The sequence below is a fragment of the Marinobacter sp. L-80 genome, from assembly GCF_056859395.1.
Genome location: NZ_JBSXOI010000077.1, coordinates 42,331 through 62,248 on the forward strand (window position 1 = coordinate 42,331; position 19,918 = coordinate 62,248).

Here is a 19,918-nt window from a genome sequence, read left to right on the forward strand (position 1 = left end):
TAAATCACTGACTTACTCGTTGCCCTCACCGGCTTCCGCCTTGTTGCCTTCAACCGGCTTTGACGGCTTGCGCAGACGGATATGCAACTCACGCAGCTGCTTCTCATCCACTTCGCCCGGCGCCTGGGTCATCAGACAGGTGGCACTCTGGGTTTTCGGGAATGCGATAACGTCACGGATGGACGAAGCGCCGGTCATCAGCATGACCAGGCGATCCAGGCCGAACGCCAGACCACCATGGGGCGGGCAACCAAACTTCAGGGCATCCAGCAGGAAGCCGAACTTGGCGCGGGCTTCCTCTTCACCGATACCCAGAATACGGAACACCGCTTCCTGCATTTTCTCATCGTGAATACGGATAGAACCGCCGCCCAATTCAGTGCCGTTCAACACCATATCGTAGGCGCGGGACAACGCTTTGGCGGGGTCTGCGGCCAGATCTTCCGGACTACAGGACGGCGCGGTGAACGGGTGGTGAATCGCGGTCAGGCCGCCGTCCGGAGTTTCCTCGAACATCGGGAAATCGACAACCCAGAGCGGCGCCCACTCGGAAGTCAGCATGTCGAGATCGTGACCGATCTTGATCCGCAGTGCGCCGAGGGCTTCATTGACCACGTTGGTTTTGTCCGCGCCGAAGAACACGATGTCGCCGTCTTCGGCACCCACACGCTCCATGATAGCCAGAGCAACATCATCACCCAGGAACTTGATGATCGGGGACTGCAGACCTTCAACGCCCTTGGACAGGTCATTGACCTTGATATAGGCAAGACCTTTGGCACCGTAGATACCAACAAACTTGGTGTAGTCGTCAATCTGCTTGCGCGTCAGCTCGCCGCCTTTCGGCACACGCAGAGCCGCCACACGACCTTTCGGATCCTTGGCAGGACCTGCGAAGACCTTGAAGTCCACGCCTTCAACCAGATCATTTACATCCAGCAGCTCCAGCGGGATACGCAGATCCGGCTTGTCGCTGCCGTAACGTTGCATTGCCTCGGCATACGGCATTTGCGGGAAGGACGGCAGTTCAACCTCCAGCACATCCTTGAACAGAGCCCGGATCATGTCCTCGTTCAGCTTCATCAGGGTCTCTTCATCAATGAAAGAGGCCTCGATGTCTACCTGGGTGAACTCCGGCTGACGATCTGCACGCAGGTCTTCATCCCGGAAACACTTGGCGATCTGGTAGTAGCGGTCAACACCAGACACCATCAGCAGCTGCTTGAACAGCTGGGGAGACTGGGGAAGCGCGAAGAAGGAGCCTTCGTGGGTACGGCTCGGCACCAGGTAATCCCGCGCGCCTTCCGGCGTGGCACGGGTCAGGATAGGAGTTTCCACATCCATGAAGCCGTTGCTGTCGAGGTAGTTGCGGATATAACTGGTCACCCGGGAACGGAAACGCAGGCGGTTGATCATTTCCGGCCGACGCAGGTCCACAAACCTGTAGCGCAGACGCACGTCCTCGCCCACGTCAACATGCTCATCCAGAGGGAACGGTGGCGTTGCGGCGGCGTTCAGGATGCTCAGTTCCTTACCCAGAAGCTCAACCTGCCCGGTCGGCATGTTGTTGTTCTCGGTGCCGGCAGGACGACGACGTACCCGACCAGTGACCTTGATCACGAACTCGCTGCGGACTTTTTCCGCGAGCGCGAAGCTCTCAGGGGTATCAGGGTCGACAACCACCTGAGACATACCATCCCGATCCCGCAGATCCAGGAAGATAACCCCACCGTGGTCACGACGGCGGTGTACCCATCCGCAAAGTGTGACTTCCTGATCGATGTGGGATTCGTTGATCCCACCGCAATAATGACTGCGCATACCGGTTCCCGTTACGTTTAATGTGTTCAAATATGGTGCGTGTTCTGGATCGCTTGAAAAATGGTGCGACCATAGCGGAAAAGCCGCCCATTATAAACACAATGGCGGTGAAAATCAGGCGTGCAGGCACGCAAATCAAGCGGTCGGATGACTGCAGGTTGGCAGCCGGCTAGAATGCTTCTTTTTTACCAGCAGATGGAGTCTGAACTTGGCCACCAGAGCGGAGCAAAAACAGAAAACCCGGCGGGCACTGATGGATGCGGCGCTCTCGCAATTGAGTGCGGACCGGGGCTTTGGCAGTCTGAGTTTACGGGAAGTTGCCCGGGAGGCGGGAATCGCCCCCACGTCTTTCTATCGGCACTTTGCCGAGCTTGATGAACTGGGCCTGGCTCTGGTGGACGAGGGCGGCGTTGCCCTGAGACAACTTATGCGTCAGGCCCGCAAGCGGATTGCCCGTGATGGTGGCAGCGCCATTTCCACTTCTGTAGAAACCTTCATGGAGTACCTGGGCAACAATGCCAACCTGTTCCGGCTGATGCTTCGGGAAAGGACCGGGGTTTCCAAGCCTTTTCGGACAGCCGTAAAGGCCGAGATTGACCACTTTGTGACCGAACTGGCCGATGACCTGCGGCGGATCGCCGACGAGCAGAACAAGCCCCTCTCAGAAGCCAGGCTGGTGGCCGAGGCCATGGTAACGCTCGTCTTCAACCAGGGGGCAGAAGCGCTGGATGCAACCGCTTCCGAACGTGATGAGCTGAAGGCCAAGCTGAAAACCGAGCTCAGAATGATCCTGGTCGGCTCCCAGACTCTGGCGAGACGCAACTGACCTCACTTTCGAATTAGAAACCGGCCTCAAGCTCAGCAAGAACCGGAGCCAGTCTCGAGCGAACCTGCGCCAGCTCCTCATCGAAATAAGCAACCGGCGCCTGCTTGCCCCACACAGGGCCCGGCCATGCCGGGTCGCCTTCGAACCGCACGATATGATGAAGATGAAGCTGGGGCACCATGTTGCCAAGGGCTGCGACGTTCATCTTGTCGCCGCCAAAGACATCCATCATGGCTTCGCTGAGCGCGGAGGATTCGCGGACCAGCTGGTGCTGCTGGTCCGCCGACAACTGGTAGATCTCACGGATGCCAGTGACAGCTGGTACCAACAGCACCCAGGGCCAGGTGCTGTCATTCATCAGTCGGATTTCACAAAGCGAGGTGCTTCCAAGGCCAATCGTGTCAGCCTTCAGTCGCTCGTGTAACCGGAAAACTGCCGGTTCGCTCATACTCATCCTCCGATTATCTGGGTTTACTCGGAGTGGAACTGGGTGCGGCCACGGCCAATGGCGTAGTAAATGAGGCCGTAGCGATCCAGCATTTCCGGCTCGTAGAGATTGCGGCCATCAAAGACCACAGGTTCACGAATGGTCGCAGCAATGGATTCGAAGTCTGGCGACCGGAACTCTTTCCACTCGGTGCAGATAGCGAGAACATCTGCCCCTTTAAGCGCCTGCTCTTTCGTGCCGCACAGGGTCAGGCCTTCCTGATCACCGTAGATTCGCTGAGTTTCCTCCATGGCCTCCGGGTCGAAAGCCTGCACTCTGGCGCCGGCTTTCCAGAGATCTTCCATCAATGTGCGGGAAGAAGCTTCGCGCATATCGTCGGTATTCGGCTTGAACGCCAGCCCCCAAAGCGCAACGACCTTGCCATTGAGATCACCACCAAAATAGTGGCTGATCTTGTCGAACAACACGTGTTTCTGGGCGTAGTTGACCGATTCAACCGCATTGAGCAGCCGCGCTTCGTAACCGCAGTCGCTGGCGGTTCGGGCCAGGGCCTGAACATCTTTCGGGAAGCAGGAACCGCCGTAACCGCAACCGGGGTAGATGAAGTGATAACCAATCCGCGGGTCGGAACCAATGCCCCGGCGCACGGCTTCGATATCAGCGCCCAGTCGCTCTGCCAGATTGGCGATTTCGTTCATAAAGCTGATTTTGGTGGCCAGCATGGAGTTGGCCGCGTACTTGGTGAGCTCTGCGGACCGCAGGTCCATAAAGATCATACGGTCGTGACTGCGGTTGAACGGGTAATAGACCTCCCTCAGAAGCTCAGCCGCGCGCTCGCTATCAGTCCCGACAACAATGCGATCAGGCTTCATGAAATCGTTGATGGCCGCCCCTTCCTTGAGAAACTCAGGGTTGGACACCACGTCGAAATCCAGTTCCAGGCCACGACGGTCGAGCTGGGCACGAACCGCCGTCCAGACCTTGTCGCCGGTACCGACCGGCACCGTGGACTTGTCGACGACTACCTTGTAGTCCTCCATGTATTCGCCGATGGAACGGGCTACCGCGGTTACATACTGGAGGTCGGCAGAACCGTCTTCGTCCGGGGGCGTACCCACGGCAATAAACTGGAGTGTGCCGTGACGAACGGCATCTTTGGTATCGGTTGTAAAGGAAAGGCGGCCTGCCTCAACGGTGTGCTTTACGATATTGTCGAGGCCCGGCTCATAGATGGGAATCTGGCCATTCTTGAGCTTTTCAATTTTGCCCTGGTCCACGTCCATACAGAGAACGTCGTGGCCAACATCCGCCAGGCAAGCACCAGTAACCAGGCCAACATAACCGGTTCCAAAAATCGTTATTTTCATCCTTTAAATCCCGATACAAATACAGAAAAGTTATTGGGTGTCGTCAGCTTTTTTCGTCTGCCAGATCGCTTCCCACGCCAGGGCGGTGCCGACAATGGTATCCAGATTGTCGTAGTCCGGCTGCCAGCCCAGGGTCTGGCGGATAAGTGTGTTGTCCGCCATCAATGCTGCCGGGTCGCCGGCGCGGCGGCCGGTTTCGGTGACCGGAAAATCAACGCCGGATTGCGCCTTGACCACATCAATCACTTCCCGGACCGTAAAGCCGCGACCATAACCGCAGTTCATGACCTTCGAATGACCGCCGTCTGCCATGTAGTCCAGCGCCATCACGTGGGCCTTGGCCAGGTCCTCCACGTGGATGTAGTCGCGAATGCAGGTGCCGTCCCGGGTATCGTAATCGGTGCCGAAGACACTCATGCCTTCCCGCTGTTCCGTCACGCACTCACAGGCGACCTTGATCAGATGCGTGGCTTCAGGTGTGGCCTGCCCCAGCAGCCCTTCCGGATTCGCGCCTGCTACATTGAAGTAACGGAGAATCACATAATTGAGGCTGGAGGCTGCGGCCAGATCCATGATCATCCGCTCGCTCATCATCTTGGACGCGCCGTAGGGGTTGATCGGGGCCAGCGGCAGATCCTCAGTGAGCACCGTCTGCTCGGGCATACCATAGACGGCCGCGGTGGAGGAAAACACCATGTACGGCACTTCGTGCTTTTCGACCGCTTTCAGGAGGTTCAGGGTATTGCGGGTATTGTTGCTGTAGTACTTCAGGGGGTTGGCGACAGACTCCGGCACCACAATATTGGCAGCGAAATGCAGAACCGCCTCAAACCGGTGACGGGAGAACAGATCTTCGATTGCCGCTTCGTCGGCCAGATCCCCGACCACCAGTTCGCCGGCGGTGACCGCCCAGCGGTAGCCAGTGGAGAGGTTATCGAAAACAACGATATCGTGACCGGCCTGGCCCAGCTGACGGACCACGTGACTGCCAATATATCCGGCTCCGCCGGTAACGAGGACTTTCATAGGCGAAAACTACTCCTTCCCTGAATTCTGTTTGCGCAGACGCCGGATCTCTGCCCGTCGCCGACTGAAAAACTCACTGATCGCCTGGCTGCACTGATCTGACAAGACGCCGCCAACGGCGGTCACGTCCCAGTTCAGATGGTACTCTTCGAGTGTCCGGCGTGCAGACTCTATTGCACCGGCCTTGGGCTCACGCGCCCCATAGACAAGCCGACTGATTCTGCCGTGGACGATAGCACCCACGCACATGGTACAGGGCTCCAGAGTAACGTAAAGCGTGGCATCCGGCAGCCGATAATTGCCCACCCGGGCCGCGGCATCGCGCAGCGCCCTGATTTCGGCATGGGCCGTGGGATCGCAACCGGAAATCGGCGCGTTAAAACCCGCGCCGATTTCCTTGCCATCCAGAACCACCACGGCGCCAACAGGCACCTCGCCCTTTGCTGCAGCCTCACCAGCCAGCTGGAGCGCGCGATTCATCCAGAGCTCGTCTTCCGGCGTCGCCTCAGACATCGGACCGGCTCACCCGTCGATTATTCCCACTCTATTATTAATAAGCCATTTTTGTTTTTTATTTTCAACGGCTTATTATACTGATAATCGGTAACACCATGATAAATACCATGCTCAGAAATTCCTTAAAAATAATTTCATTTTTTACTGACAGCTCCTCTCAACAGGGTCAGAACCAGCCAAACCGGGTAAAAAGCCACCAACCCTGTGGAGACGCCCATCCCCGCTACTGTCAGAAAAAAGGTATAACGCTGACGCTAACCATTTTACCGTATCTCTCCCGACCCAACCTAAAGAGATTTCAGTCCCCCTCGAAGCCTGCCGAAATGCTCAGGGCAAGTGTCGGGAGTTCATTGCGCCCCAATGATACTATCGTGCCCTCGAAAAAACAGCGGGAACAGCCTTAAATGCGCGAACAATTGGAGCGATATCAAGTCTGGCTTTATCTCCTAGTCATCCTGGCCGGCATGACCATCGGCTGGATGTCACCAGAGCAGACCCGTCATTGGGAAGCGCTGCTTTGGCCCGCACTGGGCGTTCTCCTGTACACCACTTTCACTCAGGTACCACTGATACATCTCAGGTCGGCATTTCGTGATCGCCGCTTTCTGGCCGCTTTGCTGACGGGCAATTTTATCCTGATACCGGTGGTCGTTGGTCTTCTGTTGTGGCTGTTACCGGATGATCCCGCTATTCGTCTCAGCGTGCTGCTGGTACTGCTGGTACCCTGTACGGACTGGTTTATCAGTTTTACCCATCTCGGTGGCGGGGACGGTGCCCGGGCCATCGCGGCCGCGCCGATCCTCCTGATTGTCCAGCTCATTTTGCTGCCCGTTTACATCTGGCTCTTCATGGGCAATATCGCCATTGAACTGGCGGTTGGCAGCCACTTGTTGCCAGCCTTCTTCGGACTGATTGTCACTCCGCTGATCCTGGCCTGGTTAACCGAACGGCTGACGGAAAAGCACCAGCGAGCGCAAACACTGGTGGACTGGCTTGGGTGTCTGCCCGTGCCATTGCTGGCGCTGGTGGTGTTTCTGATTGCCGGCTCCCAGGTCAGCCTGGTGATCGACAATGGCGCCCTGCTGTGGTCCGCGCTCCTAGTCTTTGTACTTTACCTGGTTGCCGCCGCCATTATCGGCAAGGGGCTCAGCGAACTATTCGGGTTCACACCCACTACCAGCTGCACCCTCACCTTCAGCTTTGGCACCCGAAACTCCTTCGTTATGCTGCCACTGGCCCTGTCACTGCCGGAACCCTGGCGGGCCGCTGTCGTTGTCATTGTTTTCCAATCCCTGGTCGAGTTGTTCGGTATGGTCGCGTATCTGCGCTGGCTGCCGCACCTGATCAGGCATTCCGACTGAGCCGGGAACGCAGCCTTACCCGGCACAACAGGACAATTGAGTCACGTCCTTGGTAAAAGTCTGGGCGCAGTGCTTGAGCCCTTCCACTGTGGTCCGGTAGGGAAACAGCTCTTCAGCCAATTTCTGCACGGTCATATTGGCCCGCATCGCCATGACCGCCGGCATGGCGCGAAGATCGAGCATAGCGTCGCCGCCGGCCATATTGATCCCGGCCCGGCTGCCCCCGGCGGCAGCCACATAGACGAACTGCGGTTGGTCGGTGCAATCGCCCGCCACTCAGGGCAGCGCACTACGGACACACGTAACGCCATGGGAGTCCAGTCCTTTCTATGTGGTTGCCTTTCTGCTAGGCTCACGATCAAATTCCGGGACCACTTGCATGATTAAACGCTGTTTCATAGTCGCAATGACGCTGTTGATTGCTTTGCAGTCAGTGGCATCTATTGCCTATGAAGCACAACCGCACAACCCCGCAATGCCACATTATGATGAGCATTCACACGAATCAGCGGATTTTTCCAGCGAAAATCAGGCAACCAAGTCGTCTCCCGACAGCCCCAGTCATTCAGCGGACCATGGCCATCACAGCCACAGCTGCTTTCACATGGTGTTGCTGGGAACCCTCACAGACATTTCCGGCTTGGCTGCGGGAATAGTACAGTCCGACTACCAAGCCAACTTCACCACCGGGGTTCAATCCTCCCTTTTCCGCCCTCCCGTTTCCTGACCCTGCGAATACCTTCCCCACCCGGGGAACAACTGTCATTTAGACTTTCGTAGGAGCAGCCTCATGCTTTTCAGAATGCCCATGAAAACTGGGCGGCGCGCAATGCCGTCCCACTCTATTATCCATGCCTTTTCCCTTCTAGCGCTGGCATTCGGTGCTGCCCTGGCACACGCCGGGGAGAAACCGCTCACTCTGTCCGAGGCCCTCTCGCGGACCATGGCGCAAAACCCCGGCCTCCAGGTCTTCGATTTTCGCCTTCAGGGCCTTGATGGCCGCCGCATTACGGCAGATCAAAATCCTGCCCTGGAGGCCGGCCTGGAAGTGGAAAACTTCCTCGGCAGCGACAATCTGCGAGGAGTTGACGGGGCAGAGTACACCCTATCCCTGTCATCGGTTCTCGAACTTGGCGGCAAGCGTCAGGCCCGCGTCAGCGTGGTTGACTCACGATACGGGCGCGTCGAGGCCGAGCGCCGGGCCGAGACCCTGGATGTGCTCGGACAGGTGACCCAGCGCTTTGTCGCCACCCTGGCCCTGCAGGAAAAACTCCAACTCGCCGCTGAAGCCGTGGCGCTGGCCGAGGCCACCCACGAGATCGTCACCCGTCGCGCCGACCGCGGCGCGGCGCCCCAGGCCGAAGTCCTGCGCGCCAGGGCCGCGCTCACCCAGAGTCGTATTGAGCAGTCCCATCTGCGAGCCGCCTACGAGAGCCGGAAAATGGCTCTGGCTTCCCTGTGGGGTGATACCAGCCCGGACTTTCAAATGCTGGAAGGCGACCTGTTCCAGTTCGGTTCCTCCGACAACTTCGTTGCTCTGTACCAGCGGGTCAGCGACAGCCCGGCCATTCAAATCTACGCCAGCGAACAGCGTATCCGCGAAGCGGAAATTCAGCTGGCGCGCAGCCAGTCCGAGAGCGACATCCGTTGGCAGGTCGGCATCCGGCGCTTCGAAGAGACGGATGATACGGCCTTGACCGCTGGGCTCTCGGTACCGCTCTTTTCCGGACGGCGCAATCGCGGCGAGGTGCAGGCCGCCCTGGCGGCGCGGGATGAGGTCCGATTCCGCCGGGAGGATACCCTGCTGCGCCTCCATTCGCGCCTGTTCGACGCCTACCACTTGCGGCAACAAAGCATCGAGACTGTTGAGCAGATTCGCAGCCAAATGCTTCCCGACCTGACCGAGGCACTCACTCAGACCCGCGAAGCCTATGAAAACGGCCGCTACAGCTATGTGGAGTGGACCGCCGCACAGCGGGAGCTGCTCTCAGCACGGGAGGCACTGGTCGACGCCGCCACCACGGCGCTGCTCAACCAGGCGTTGATCGAACAACTTACGGCGCAGCCACTCGCGACTGTTCCGGGCGCCCCGACGCGCTAACCCACAAATTCAGGATTCACACCATGCAACTGATAAAACAACTCTGTCTGATTCTGGTGGCCACCTGCCTTGCCATCAGCCCCTTACAAGCTGCCGAGGAACAACACGACGAATCGCAGGCAGAGGCCAGGGGGCCTCACGGCGGCATACTGCTGCAACAGAACGACGCCACCGTCGAACTGCAGATCTTCGAGCAGGGGGTCCCACCGGAATACCGGGCCTGGGTCACCAGGGATGGCCGCGCCGTTACTGATGATATTGACCTCAATGTCCAGCTCACCCGCCTGGGTGGGCAAGTGGACACCTTCGACTTCGCCTACCAGGGGGACTACTGGCTGGGGGATGGCGTGGTGACCGAACCCCACTCCTTCGACGTAGAAGTGAGCCTCGCCATGGACGGCAAGAACTACCGCTGGCACTGGGAATCCCACGAAGGTCGCACCCGGATCGCCCCGGCTATCGCCCGAAAAGCGGGTATCACAACGGCCGCAGCCGGGCCGAGTGCCATCGAGCGCAGCCTCACCACCTACGGCAGCCTGACCACGGCACCGCAGCAGATTGCCCGGATCCGCGCCCGTTTCCCGGGCGTGGTCAGCCAGGTGAAGGTCAATCTGGGCGATCGGGTCGAGCGTGGTGACGTGCTCGCTCAAGTCGAGTCCAACGAAAGCCTGCAAACCTACGCACTGCGAGCGCCCATCGACGGGATCGTCATTGAGCGTCGGATCAGCAACGGAGAAATGACCGGGGAGCAACCCCTATTCGCCATTGCCGATTTGACCACTCTGTGGGCGGAATTCAAGGTCTTCCCCGGCCAACGGGCCGAGGTTGCCATTGGCCAGAAAGTCCGACTGAAGGCTGACGGCATTGACCGGGAAGGCACCATCCGCCACCTGCTGCCGGCACCCGGCAACGCGCCCTACACCCTGGCCCGGGTCGAAGTCGACAATGCCGAGGGACTGCTGACCCCCGGTTTGCTGGTGGCCGGGGATATCGTGGTGGAAACGGTGGAGGCCCCCTTGGTGGTTGACAACCGCGCCCTGCAATCCTTCCGGGACTGGACCGTGGTGTTTATTCAGGTGGATGACACCTACGAGATCCGCCCACTGGAGCTGGGCCGCAGCGACGGCAACCTGACTGAGGTGCTGGGCGGCCTGCAAGCAGGCGATCGCTATGTGGTGGAAAACAGTTATTTGATCAAGGCCGATATCGAAAAATCCGGCGCATCCCACGACCACTAACCCAGGAGGCTTTGATGATAAACGCCATCTTACGCTTCTCGGTAGAGCGGCGGTTTTTAACGTTATCCCTTATTCTGGTGCTGGTCGGCGTGGGCGTGTGGAGTTTTCAGCGCCTGCCCATCGACGCGGTGCCGGATATCACCAATGTCCAGGTACAGATCAACACCGAGGCACCGGGCTATTCGCCCCTGGAGGCAGAGCAACGCATCACCTTCCCGGTGGAAACGGCCTTGTACGGCCTGCCCAACCTGTCCTATACCCGGTCCCTGTCCCGCTACGGCCTGTCCCAGGTCACGGTGGTGTTCGAGGAAGGCACGGACATCTATTTCGCCCGCAACCTGATCAATGAGCGCTTGGGCGCCATCAAGAGCGCGCTGCCACCCGGGCTGGAGCCGGAGATGGGTCCCATCGCCACCGGTCTTGGCGAGATCTTCATGTACACCGTAGAAGCCCTGCCCGGTGCCACTCAAGCGGATGGCAGTCCGCTGGACGCTACGGCACTGCGTGAGATCCAGGACTGGATCATCAAACCCCAGTTGGCCCAGGTGCCCGGCGTGATCGAGGTCAACACCATTGGCGGCTACGACAAGCAGTACCACGTCACGCCGTCGCCCCAACGGTTGCTGGAGTTCGGCATCACGGTGGATGAACTGGTCAGCACCCTGCGGGCCAATAACACCAATCGCGGCGCCGGCTATATCGAACGCAACGGCCAACAGCTGTTGGTGCGCTCGCCCGGGCAGCTGGCCACCATTGGCGATATTGAACAGGTGGTGATTGCCAACCGGGATGGTGTGCCAGTCCGGGTAGCCGATGTAGCTGAAGTGGCCATTGGCAAGGAGCTGCGCACCGGCGCCGCCACCCGCGACGGCAAGGAAACGGTGATGGGCACCGCCATGATGCTGGTGGGGGAAAATTCCCGGGCGGTAGCACAGGCGGTGGCCGAAAAGCTGGAGGCCATTCAGCCCTCCCTGCCCGACGGCGTCAAGGTGGAGGCGGTATACGACCGCACAGCCCTGGTGGACAAGGCGATTGCCACGGTGGAGAAGAACCTGCTTGAAGGGGCACTGCTGGTGATCGTGGTGCTGTTTCTGTTGCTGGGCAACCTGCGCGCCGCCTTGATCACGGCAGCTGTCATTCCGCTTTCGATGCTCGCCACCATCACCGGTATGGTGCGGTCTGGCGTATCCGCCAATTTGATGAGTCTGGGGGCGCTGGATTTCGGCCTGATCGTCGACGGCGCGGTCATCATCGTCGAGAACTGTATCCGGCGCCTGTCCCAGGCCCAGCACCAGGGTCAGTTGGCCCTCAAGGAACGTCTGCAATTGGTGTTCGAGGCCACCAACGAAGTGATTCGTCCCAGCCTGTTTGGTGTCGCCATCATTACTGTGGTGTACCTGCCGATCTTTGCTCTCACCGGGGTCGAGGGCAAGATGTTCCACCCCATGGCGGCCACTGTCGTAATGGCACTGCTGGCGGCCATGGTGCTGTCACTGACCGTGGTGCCCGCCGCTGTTGCGGTCTTTATGGGGGGCAAGATCAGCGAAAAGGAAAGCCCGGTAATCAGCGGTGCTAAATCGCTCTACAGGCCTGCGCTGCGGGTGGCTATGAGGTTCCGCTGGCTGGTGTTGGGCGGCGCGACCACGCTGGTAGCGGTCTGTCTCTGGCTGGCGACCACCCTGGGGTCGGAATTTATTCCACAACTGGATGAAGGGGATATTGCACTCCATGCCCTGCGCATCCCGGGCACCGGGTTGGAGCAGTCCATCGAGATGCAATCGCAGCTGGAAGAACGGCTGAAGGCCTTTGGGGAGGTGGACAAGGTGTTCGCCAAGATCGGCACGCCGGAAGTGGCCACCGACCCCATGCCCCCCAGCGTAGCGGACAACTTTGTTATCTTGAAGCCCCGCAGCCAATGGCCGAACCCAGACAAAACCAAGGATGAACTGGTGGCGGAAATGGCAGCAGCGGTGGAAATGCTTCCCGGCAACAAGTATGAGTTCACCCAGCCCATAGAAATGCGCTTCAACGAACTGATCTCCGGCGTGCGCGCCGACCTCGGCATCAAGGTGTTCGGCGATGACCTGGATCAGCTGCTGGCATCGGCCAACGACGTCCTTGAGGTTGTGGAATCCATGGAGGGCGCCGCCGATGCCCGGGTCGAACAGGTGACCGGCCTGCCCATGCTGTCGGTACACCCCAAGCGCATGGCGCTATCCCGCTACGGGCTGACCGTGGATGATCTCCAGGATCTGGTGGCAGCCGGTGTCGGGGGCGAAAACGCCGGCCTGATTTACGAAGGCGACCGCCGCTTCCAGTTGGTGGTGCGTCTTCCCGAAGACATCCGCCGGGATGTGGACAGCCTCGCGGACCTACCTGTCCCCCTGCCGGACGGTGGCTATGTGCCCCTGTCGGAAGTGGCCGAGCTGGAGCTGGCTCCGGCGCCCAACCAGATCAGCCGGGAAAACGGCAAGCGTCGGGTGGTGGTCACCGCCAACGTGCGGGACCGCGACCTGGGCGGATTTGTCGAGGAAGCACAGGCGCGCATTGCGGACGACGTGGACCTACCCGCCGGATACTGGCTGGATTACGGCGGGACCTTCGAGCAACTGCAGTCCGCCAGTCAGCGGCTTGCCATCGTGGTGCCCGTGACCCTCGCCATCATCCTCGCACTCTTGGTGATGGCCTTCGGCTCCCTCAAAGATGCCTTGATCATCTTCACCGGCGTGCCACTGGCCCTCACCGGCGGGGTTCTGTCCCTGTGGCTGCGAGACATGCCCCTGTCGATCTCGGCGGGTGTTGGCTTTATCGCCCTCTCCGGGGTGGCGGTGTTAAACGGCTTGGTGATGATCGCCTTTATCCGCGATCTGTGGCACGAGCAGGGTGACCTGATGAAGGCCATTGTCGAAGGCGCCCTGATCCGCTTACGGCCGGTATTGATGACCGCCCTGGTAGCAAGCCTCGGCTTTGTACCCATGGCACTCAATACCGGCACCGGTGCCGAAGTACAGCGTCCTCTGGCGACCGTGGTGATCGGCGGGATTATCTCGTCCACCCTGTTGACGTTGTTTGTACTCCCTGTGCTCTATGCGCTGTTGCATGGCAGAAGTGCCAGTAACTCCACGCCCACAGGCGACATTAATCACGACACTGATAGTTAACCAACACTCCATCGTGGGGGGGGAATCTCCCCATGATTTTTTCAATGTTCTTTTATTGCGGTTTATATCCTGGAAAGACTATGAACGATCCACCCAAGCAACGAATAGATGACTTGAAAGAAGCCTCACCCTTTCGAACACATCGCATCCACGCCATCAACAGTGACTGGTATTTTTTAACCCGTGAAGGTCAAAATATCGGGCCATTCCCGAACAAAAAAGCGGCCGAAGACAGCCTTGCGGAACTCCTGAAAACTGTCAAAATGGATGAGTAGCCAATGGCCCAAAATCCACAAAGTCGCCAAGGTACAGGCGACCAGGCACAGAGTAAGCTGAATACAGCAGATGCCTCTTTATAAATAGCCACCAACTAGGTTAACCCAATGAGTCACGACCATGTGCATATACCCCCCGAGACCAAGGATAAACGCGTTGCCATCGCCATCTGGGCGAACGGGATCCTGACCCTGGCTCAGATTGGGGGAGGTATCTTTGCCGGCAGTCTCGCCCTTATCGCGGACGCCTTGCATAACTTCTCTGACATGGCCTCACTCGTCATCGCGTTCGCGGCGCAAAAAATTGCGCGCCGCCAGGCTGACGCAAGGATGACCTTTGGCTACGGACGCATTGAAATCGTTGCAGCTCTCATCAACTACACTACCTTGATCATTATCGGGATCTACCTGGTTTACGAAGGTGGCATGCGGATAATCGATCCTCCAGAGGTAAAGGGCTGGTGGGTCGTCTGGCTTGGTGGTATCGCTCTGGCTGTGGACGCCTTGACAGCGTTGCTCACCTATTCGATGCAGAAAGACAGCGTCAATATCCGTGCACTGTTTCTTCACAATCTGTCGGATGCACTCGCGTCGGTCGCCGTGGTCATTGGCGGGACTCTTATTTTGCTCTACGACATGCGCTGGGTTGATCCTGCCATCACCATCGGTATCGCGGGCTATATTCTCTACCTGGGCCTGACAGAAATCGGCGGCACCATCAGAACACTCATGCTGGGTAGCCCGGTGGACATCGATACCGATGCCGTCATTGTTGCCCTCTCCAACATCGAAGGCGTTATCGACCTTCACCATGTGCATTTTTGGCAGATGGGCGAACACGATGCCTCGCTGGAGGCCCATGTGATTATCGAGGAAAGTGCATGGGATCAGCTTGAGAATATCAAATACAGGATAAAACAGGCTCTGGCGCAGGAATTCAACATACGTCATTCAACACTGGAATTCGAGCACCCGGACCACATGCACAAGGATGCCCACACCTATGGGCACGGTTGACAGAAAATTCTCCATAAGCATCGGCGAGAGCGGCGACTATTTTAATAGGCCGCCCAGGCGCGGAATTTTGCCGGCATGAATCCGAGCAGCGAGAAAGAGCCAGAGACTAATAGCGCAGTTGCAGAATACGCCGGGCGCCATTCAGCACAATCAGCCCGATGATCAGACCAATGACCAGGTCGGGATGACGGGAGCCCGTCCAGGCGACCAATACACCGGCGACGATAACCCCCACATTGGCGATGACATCATTAGCCGAAAAGATCCAACTTGCTTTCATGTGTGCGCCGCCGTGCCGGTTTCTTGCGATAAGCACCAGACACCAGACGTTGGCCGCCAGGGCCACAAGACCAAAACCCATCATTAACGCGGATACAGGTTCGCTGCCGAAGACAAATCGCCGCCCGACTTCAGCCAGGACTCCCAGCGCCAGAATCAACTGAAGCCAACCGGAAAAATGCGCAGCGCGCAGCTTCATCCGTACACTGTGTCCAACGGCATACAGTGCCACGCCATAGACGGCGGCATCAGCAAACATGTCCAAAGAATCCGCGATCAAGCCAGTGGATTGCGCCAGCCAGCCTACTGTCAGTTCAACCACGAACATAACGCCGTTGATGGCCAGCAACCACTTCAGTATACCGGCTTCGACCTGGGCGGTTGCCTCTTCCTTCTCCCTGGCCAGGACTAGATCCCCTTCCCCCACCGGGGTGGTTTTTTCCAGCGTGGCACCCAGCCCCAGGGAGCGCATCCTCTCCTCGATGGCAGCCCCATTGTCGCCATGGAATACCCGCACCTTCCGATTCGGTGTATCGAACTCCAGTAAAACGCGGGGCTCAATACTGTCCAGAGCCATGCGGATCATCCCCTCTTCCGACGGGCAGTCCATTTTTGGTACCCGGTAGTCACTGACATAGCCATGCTGCAAAGCTACGTCAGTATTCGCTATCCCAGAGGTGGGGGCACTGGCAATCTTGTTGCTCTGACAGTTGTCATTGCACGGGTCAGACATCGAATAAAGCCCTTGTGGATGTACAGACAGCCACTATAAACTCTATAACAACTATAGAGTCAATCGGAATATTGAGAGATGATGAAAATCGGCGAACTGTCGAAAGTGACTGGCTGCTCCGTGCAAACCATCCGGCATTATGAAAAGGAACATTTGATTGCCTCTGTAGAACGCAGTGAAGGCAATTTTCGCCTGTACGATGAAGCTGCCGTTGAGCATTTGCTGTTCATCAAGCACTGCCGCAGCCTGGATCTCAGTTTGCCGGAGATCCGGCAGTTGTTGGCTTTAAACCGGTCACCCGGTGCGCAATGTGATGATGTGAATCGGATGATGGATAGGCATATCGAGCAGGTGGAGGCGCGTATCCAGGAACTAACCAAACTGAACGAGCAACTGAGAATGCTGCGCCGCAGCTGTTCAAACGGAGGTGTACGAATTTTTGTGTAACCGGCTAATGAGCGACACTGTCGCTCCGAACCGGAGACACGATGAGCAAGAAACTACATCCCATCACCGACGAGCTGCTGGATCAGCTCTTGGCCAACTATCAAAAACCTGAAGACCTGATTGGTGCCGAAGGCATCCTCAAGCAGCTGACCAAAAAGCTGGTTGAGCGTGCGCTGGATGCCGAGTTGACTCACCATCTGGGGCACGACAAGCATCAGCCGGTCGGTAACTCGTCTGGCAATACCCGCAACGGCTTTAGCCGCAAGAAGCTCAAGGGCGAGTTCGGCGAGCTGCCCATTGAGATACCGCGTGATCGGCATGGCACCTTCGAACCGCAGATCGTCGAGAAGCACCAGACCCGCTGGGTGGGGTTCGACGACAAGATTCTTTCGCTGTACGCACGGGGCATGACCGTGCGCGAGATTCAGGCACACCTACAGGAGATGTATGGCGCCGAGGTATCGCCCAGTCTGATCTCCTCGGTGACCGATGCCGTAACCGATGAGGTGAAGGCCTGGCAGTCACGGCCGCTCGACGCGGTCTATCCCATCGTCTACCTCGACTGCATCCACACCAAGGTGCGTGAGGGTGCCGTGCGGGTGAAGGCGGTTTACCTGGCGCTGGGCATCAACCTGGCCGGGGAGAAGGAAATCCTCGGGCTATGGATCGCCCAGAGCGAGGGTGCCAAGTTCTGGTTGCAGGTGGTGACCGAGTTGCGCAACCGTGGCGTGCAGGACATCTTCATCGCCTGCGTGGATGGCCTGAAGGGCTTCCCCGAGGCCATCGAGGCTGTCTTCCCGCACACCAGCGTGCAACTGTGCATCGTGCATATGGTCAGGCACAGCCTGAACTACGTCTCTTGGAAACGGCGCGCCGAGGTAGCGGCTGACCTGAAGCGGATTTACCAGTCCAGCACGGCGGACGAGGCTGAGCTGCGCCTTGGCGAGTTCGAAACCAAATGGGATGACGACTACCTGCCAATTGGTCAGTCCTGGCGGCGCAACTGGGCTCGGATCACGCCGTTCTTCGACTTCCCACCGGAGATCCGCAAAGTGATCTATACCACCAACGCCATTGAGTCGGTGAACATGAGTTTGCGCAAGATAACCAAGAACCGCGGCTCGTTCCCCAGCGACGAGGCGCTGCTGAAACTGTTCTATCTGGCGCTACGCAACATCAGCAAGAAATGGACGATGCCGATCCGTGACTGGAAAGCGGCACTGACACGCTTTACGATCAGCTACGAAGGCAGGCTGCCACAGTAGTAACCCCATCCCCGGTTACACAGAATTCTGCACACCCTCGTTCAAACCGTCGGACAGTCGAGCAATGCGGCATATTGCGGAATTTGTCGGCTACTCCGGTTTCGAGCGGCTGACACCCGGTTCCAAAAACTCTCCTGAACGTTCTGTAACAGGGGCATTTTTCCAGCGTGGGCGCCGACCGCAATGGTGAGAGAAGAACTGCACAGCGGAAAACCGGTCAGTCTGTTGAATGACTGGTTTACCACCTATGACGGCTATTACCTGTATTACCCGAGTCGCCGTCAATCATCCCCGCTGTTTCGCTTGCTGGTGGATGCACTGAGGTTCAAATAGAAAAACCGGGTAATTCCAGGTAATTAATCAAAGTCCAAAAACAAACAACCCGGCAATGGCGCCGGGTTGAATGAACGCCTGTCATTGACAGACGGTTACCAGAGAGTGCCCGTCGTTGCCGGCTACTCCCACTCAATAGTTGCCGGCGGCTTGGACGAAACATCGTAGGTCACCCGGGATACACCGGTGATCTCATTGATGATCCGGTTGGAAACGGTCTCAAGGAGATCGTAAGGCAGATGCGCCCAGCGGGCGGTCATAAAATCGATGGTTTCAACAGCACGAAGAGCCACCACGTATTCATAGCGGCGGGCGTCACCTACCACGCCAACCGACTTGACCGGCAGGAATACTGCAAAGGCCTGGCTCGTCTTGTGGTAGAAATCCGCACGGTGGAGTTCTTCCAGGAAAATGGCGTCGGCGCGGCGCAGGATATCGGCATATTCCTTTTTCACTTCACCGAGAATACGCACGCCCAGACCCGGCCCCGGGAACGGGTGGCGGTACACCATGTCGTAGGGCAAACCGAGCTCCAGACCGATTCGGCGCACCTCATCCTTGAACAGCTCCCGCAGCGGCTCCACCAGCTTCATTTTCATGGTTTCCGGCAGGCCGCCCACATTGTGGTGGGACTTGATAACGTGGGCCTTGCCGGTCTTGGACGCAGCAGACTCGATCACGTCCGGATAGATCGTGCCCTGTGCCAGCCAGTTCACGTCCTTGATATTGGCCGCTTCATCGTCGAACACGTCGATAAAGGTATTGCCGATGATCTTGCGCTTCTGCTCTGGATCATTGACCCCTTTGAGCTTCGACAGGAAAAGGTCTTCGGCATCAACCCGAATCACTTTGACGCCCATGTTGCTGGCGAACATGTCCATCACCTGGTCGCCTTCATGAAGACGCAAGAGACCGTTGTCCACAAACACACAAGTGAGCTGATCACCGATTGCCCGGTGCAGCAGTGCTGCCGTCACCGAGGAATCGACGCCACCCGACAAACCAAGCAATACCTTGTCGTTGCCCACCTGCTCGCGAATTTGCTGAACCGCATCATCGACGATCTTGGCCGGCGTCCAGAGGGCTTCGCATTTGCAGATAGTCAGGATGAAATGCTCGAGAATCCGCTTGCCCTGAAGGGTGTGGGTTACTTCGGGGTGGAACTGGACGCCGTAAAGGTTCCGGCTGAGATCCTGCATCGCGGAAATTGGCGCGCTCTCGGTGGAGGCCAGTAGCTCGAAGCCTTCAGGCATCGCCACCACCTTGTCACCGTGGCTCATCCACACGTCCAGCAGGGACTCACCAGCCGGCGTCAGATGATCCGTGATATCCGCCAGCAGCGGACCCTTGGCGCGAACCTTCACCTGGGCATAACCGAACTCGCGTTTCTCGGAACTGGCAACGCGGCCTCCAAGCTGCTCTGCCATAGTCTGCATGCCGTAGCAGATGCCGAGAATCGGGATACCGCGGTCAAACAGCCCTTCCGGCGCCCGGGGACCGCCCAGCTGAGTTACCGACTCCGGACCGCCTGCAAGAATAATCCCCTTCGGATTGAACTCATTAAGCTCGTCATCGGTGATATCGAACGCTTTGATCTCACAGTAAACGCCGATCTCGCGAACACGGCGGGCAATCAGCTGGGTGTACTGGGAACCGAAATCGAGAATCAGGATGCGGTGGTCGTGGATGTTCTGGGCCATGGAG

At 58.1% G+C, this 19,918-nt stretch carries 18 protein-coding genes and 1 pseudogene; 11 read left to right on the forward strand and 8 right to left on the reverse strand.

Translation table 11 applies throughout. The annotated features are described in order from the left end of the window. Window positions 1-12: 12 nt before the first annotated feature. Complete coding sequence (aspS, locus tag AC13E3_RS19740; protein WP_482902429.1) at window positions 13-1,821, reverse strand: aspartate--tRNA ligase; 1,809 nt, start codon at window positions 1,819-1,821, stop codon at window positions 13-15. A 208-nt stretch (window positions 1,822-2,029) separates the two neighbouring features. Between aspS and fabR the strand changes: the two genes are divergently transcribed. Next, the gene (gene fabR, locus AC13E3_RS19745; protein ID WP_108017333.1) at window positions 2,030-2,647 is read left to right on the forward strand and encodes an HTH-type transcriptional repressor FabR; all 618 of its coding nucleotides are present in this window, start codon (window positions 2,030-2,032) and stop codon (window positions 2,645-2,647) included. Between the two features lie 13 nt (window positions 2,648-2,660). Here the strand turns inward: fabR and AC13E3_RS19750 are convergent, their stop codons facing one another. The 4 genes from AC13E3_RS19750 to tadA are packed head-to-tail and all read right to left on the reverse strand — an operon-like array spanning window position 2,661 to window position 6,001. Next, window positions 2,661-3,101, reverse strand: coding sequence for an HIT domain-containing protein (locus AC13E3_RS19750; RefSeq protein WP_482902430.1), 441 nt, complete (start codon window positions 3,099-3,101; stop codon window positions 2,661-2,663). 17 nt (window positions 3,102-3,118) lie between these two features. After that, complete coding sequence (locus AC13E3_RS19755) at window positions 3,119-4,462, reverse strand: UDP-glucose dehydrogenase family protein (protein ID WP_008169144.1); 1,344 nt, start codon at window positions 4,460-4,462, stop codon at window positions 3,119-3,121. A gap of 30 nt (window positions 4,463-4,492) precedes the next feature. After that, window positions 4,493-5,488 carry a UDP-glucose 4-epimerase GalE gene (gene galE / locus AC13E3_RS19760; RefSeq protein WP_482902431.1) on the reverse strand — a complete coding sequence of 332 codons (996 nt, stop codon included), beginning with the start codon at window positions 5,486-5,488 and terminating at the stop codon, window positions 4,493-4,495. Between the two features lie 9 nt (window positions 5,489-5,497). Further along, on the reverse strand, window positions 5,498-6,001 hold the full coding sequence (gene tadA, locus AC13E3_RS19765; RefSeq protein ID WP_482902432.1) for a tRNA adenosine(34) deaminase TadA: 504 nt from the start codon (window positions 5,999-6,001) through the stop codon (window positions 5,498-5,500). 407 nt (window positions 6,002-6,408) lie between these two features. Between tadA and AC13E3_RS19770 the strand changes: the two genes are divergently transcribed. Next, window positions 6,409-7,365 carry an arsenic resistance protein gene (locus AC13E3_RS19770; RefSeq protein WP_482902433.1) on the forward strand — a complete coding sequence of 319 codons (957 nt, stop codon included), beginning with the start codon at window positions 6,409-6,411 and terminating at the stop codon, window positions 7,363-7,365. 15 nt (window positions 7,366-7,380) lie between these two features. Here the strand turns inward: AC13E3_RS19770 and AC13E3_RS19775 are convergent. Further along, window positions 7,381-7,638 (reverse strand): annotated as a pseudogene (locus AC13E3_RS19775) (mercury(II) reductase); the annotation flags it as partial. A 106-nt stretch (window positions 7,639-7,744) separates the two neighbouring features. Here AC13E3_RS19775 and AC13E3_RS19780 point away from each other — a divergent pair. From AC13E3_RS19780 to AC13E3_RS19805, 6 genes are all read left to right on the forward strand, one after another. Next, the gene (locus AC13E3_RS19780) at window positions 7,745-8,092 is read left to right on the forward strand and encodes a hypothetical protein (RefSeq protein ID WP_153740020.1); all 348 of its coding nucleotides are present in this window, start codon (window positions 7,745-7,747) and stop codon (window positions 8,090-8,092) included. A 63-nt stretch (window positions 8,093-8,155) separates the two neighbouring features. Next, the gene (locus AC13E3_RS19785) at window positions 8,156-9,466 is read left to right on the forward strand and encodes a TolC family protein (protein WP_103918245.1); all 1,311 of its coding nucleotides are present in this window, start codon (window positions 8,156-8,158) and stop codon (window positions 9,464-9,466) included. A gap of 23 nt (window positions 9,467-9,489) precedes the next feature. Further along, the gene (locus AC13E3_RS19790) at window positions 9,490-10,704 is read left to right on the forward strand and encodes an efflux RND transporter periplasmic adaptor subunit (RefSeq protein WP_009575228.1); all 1,215 of its coding nucleotides are present in this window, start codon (window positions 9,490-9,492) and stop codon (window positions 10,702-10,704) included. Window positions 10,705-10,718: 14 nt separating this feature from the next. Further along, entirely contained in the window at window positions 10,719-13,865 is a 3,147-nt protein-coding gene (locus AC13E3_RS19795) for an efflux RND transporter permease subunit (RefSeq protein ID WP_044629832.1), read from the forward strand. Between the two features lie 80 nt (window positions 13,866-13,945). Beyond that, window positions 13,946-14,140: a DUF6316 family protein gene (locus tag AC13E3_RS19800; protein WP_044629833.1), complete on the forward strand. Its 195-nt coding sequence runs from the start codon at window positions 13,946-13,948 to the stop codon at window positions 14,138-14,140. Between the two features lie 108 nt (window positions 14,141-14,248). After that, a complete protein-coding gene (locus AC13E3_RS19805) occupies window positions 14,249-15,157 on the forward strand; it encodes a cation diffusion facilitator family transporter (RefSeq protein WP_042924023.1) in 909 nt (302 codons plus the stop codon). 106 nt (window positions 15,158-15,263) lie between these two features. On the opposite strand, the gene AC13E3_RS19810 is transcribed toward AC13E3_RS19805, so the two are convergent. Then, window positions 15,264-16,169: a cation efflux transmembrane domain-containing protein gene (locus AC13E3_RS19810; protein ID WP_153740021.1), complete on the reverse strand. Its 906-nt coding sequence runs from the start codon at window positions 16,167-16,169 to the stop codon at window positions 15,264-15,266. 78 nt (window positions 16,170-16,247) lie between these two features. Between AC13E3_RS19810 and AC13E3_RS19815 the strand changes: the two genes are divergently transcribed. The 3 genes from AC13E3_RS19815 to AC13E3_RS19825 all read left to right on the forward strand — a co-directional run bounded on the left by AC13E3_RS19815 (window position 16,248) and on the right by AC13E3_RS19825 (window position 18,214). Continuing rightward, the gene (locus AC13E3_RS19815) at window positions 16,248-16,616 is read left to right on the forward strand and encodes a Cd(II)/Pb(II)-responsive transcriptional regulator (RefSeq protein ID WP_482902434.1); all 369 of its coding nucleotides are present in this window, start codon (window positions 16,248-16,250) and stop codon (window positions 16,614-16,616) included. A gap of 41 nt (window positions 16,617-16,657) precedes the next feature. Then, on the forward strand, window positions 16,658-17,881 hold the full coding sequence (locus tag AC13E3_RS19820; RefSeq protein WP_233048513.1) for an IS256 family transposase: 1,224 nt from the start codon (window positions 16,658-16,660) through the stop codon (window positions 17,879-17,881). Between the two features lie 156 nt (window positions 17,882-18,037). Further along, entirely contained in the window at window positions 18,038-18,214 is a 177-nt protein-coding gene (locus tag AC13E3_RS19825) for a type 2 periplasmic-binding domain-containing protein (RefSeq protein WP_228247729.1), read from the forward strand. Window positions 18,215-18,336: 122 nt separating this feature from the next. Here AC13E3_RS19825 and guaA read toward each other — a convergent pair whose 3' ends face one another. Continuing rightward, the gene (guaA, locus tag AC13E3_RS19830; RefSeq protein ID WP_008169149.1) at window positions 18,337-19,914 is read right to left on the reverse strand and encodes a glutamine-hydrolyzing GMP synthase; all 1,578 of its coding nucleotides are present in this window, start codon (window positions 19,912-19,914) and stop codon (window positions 18,337-18,339) included. Between the last annotated feature and the right edge of the window lie 4 nt (window positions 19,915-19,918).

Bases quoted from the DNA above. Each gene is read 5' to 3' on its own strand.
- AC13E3_RS19755 (WP_008169144.1), bottom strand. From the start codon at position 4,462: ATGAAAATAACGATTTTTGGAACCGGTTATGTTGGCCTGGTTACTGGT.
- aspS (WP_482902429.1), bottom strand. From the start codon at position 1,821: ATGCGCAGTCATTATTGCGGTGGGATCAACGAATCCCACATCGATCAG.
- galE (WP_482902431.1), bottom strand. From the start codon at position 5,488: ATGAAAGTCCTCGTTACCGGCGGAGCCGGATATATTGGCAGTCACGTG.
- tadA (WP_482902432.1), bottom strand. From the start codon at position 6,001: ATGTCTGAGGCGACGCCGGAAGACGAGCTCTGGATGAATCGCGCGCTC.
- AC13E3_RS19810 (WP_153740021.1), bottom strand. From the start codon at position 16,169: ATGTCTGACCCGTGCAATGACAACTGTCAGAGCAACAAGATTGCCAGT.
- AC13E3_RS19770 (WP_482902433.1), top strand. From the start codon at position 6,409: ATGCGCGAACAATTGGAGCGATATCAAGTCTGGCTTTATCTCCTAGTC.
- AC13E3_RS19790 (WP_009575228.1), top strand. From the start codon at position 9,490: ATGCAACTGATAAAACAACTCTGTCTGATTCTGGTGGCCACCTGCCTT.
- AC13E3_RS19785 (WP_103918245.1), top strand. From the start codon at position 8,156: ATGCTTTTCAGAATGCCCATGAAAACTGGGCGGCGCGCAATGCCGTCC.
- AC13E3_RS19800 (WP_044629833.1), top strand. From the start codon at position 13,946: ATGAACGATCCACCCAAGCAACGAATAGATGACTTGAAAGAAGCCTCA.
- AC13E3_RS19805 (WP_042924023.1), top strand. From the start codon at position 14,249: ATGAGTCACGACCATGTGCATATACCCCCCGAGACCAAGGATAAACGC.
- AC13E3_RS19815 (WP_482902434.1), top strand. From the start codon at position 16,248: ATGATGAAAATCGGCGAACTGTCGAAAGTGACTGGCTGCTCCGTGCAA.
- AC13E3_RS19780 (WP_153740020.1), top strand. From the start codon at position 7,745: ATGATTAAACGCTGTTTCATAGTCGCAATGACGCTGTTGATTGCTTTG.
- AC13E3_RS19795 (WP_044629832.1), top strand. From the start codon at position 10,719: ATGATAAACGCCATCTTACGCTTCTCGGTAGAGCGGCGGTTTTTAACG.
- guaA (WP_008169149.1), bottom strand. From the start codon at position 19,914: ATGGCCCAGAACATCCACGACCACCGCATCCTGATTCTCGATTTCGGT.
- AC13E3_RS19820 (WP_233048513.1), top strand. From the start codon at position 16,658: ATGAGCAAGAAACTACATCCCATCACCGACGAGCTGCTGGATCAGCTC.
- AC13E3_RS19750 (WP_482902430.1), bottom strand. From the start codon at position 3,101: ATGAGTATGAGCGAACCGGCAGTTTTCCGGTTACACGAGCGACTGAAG.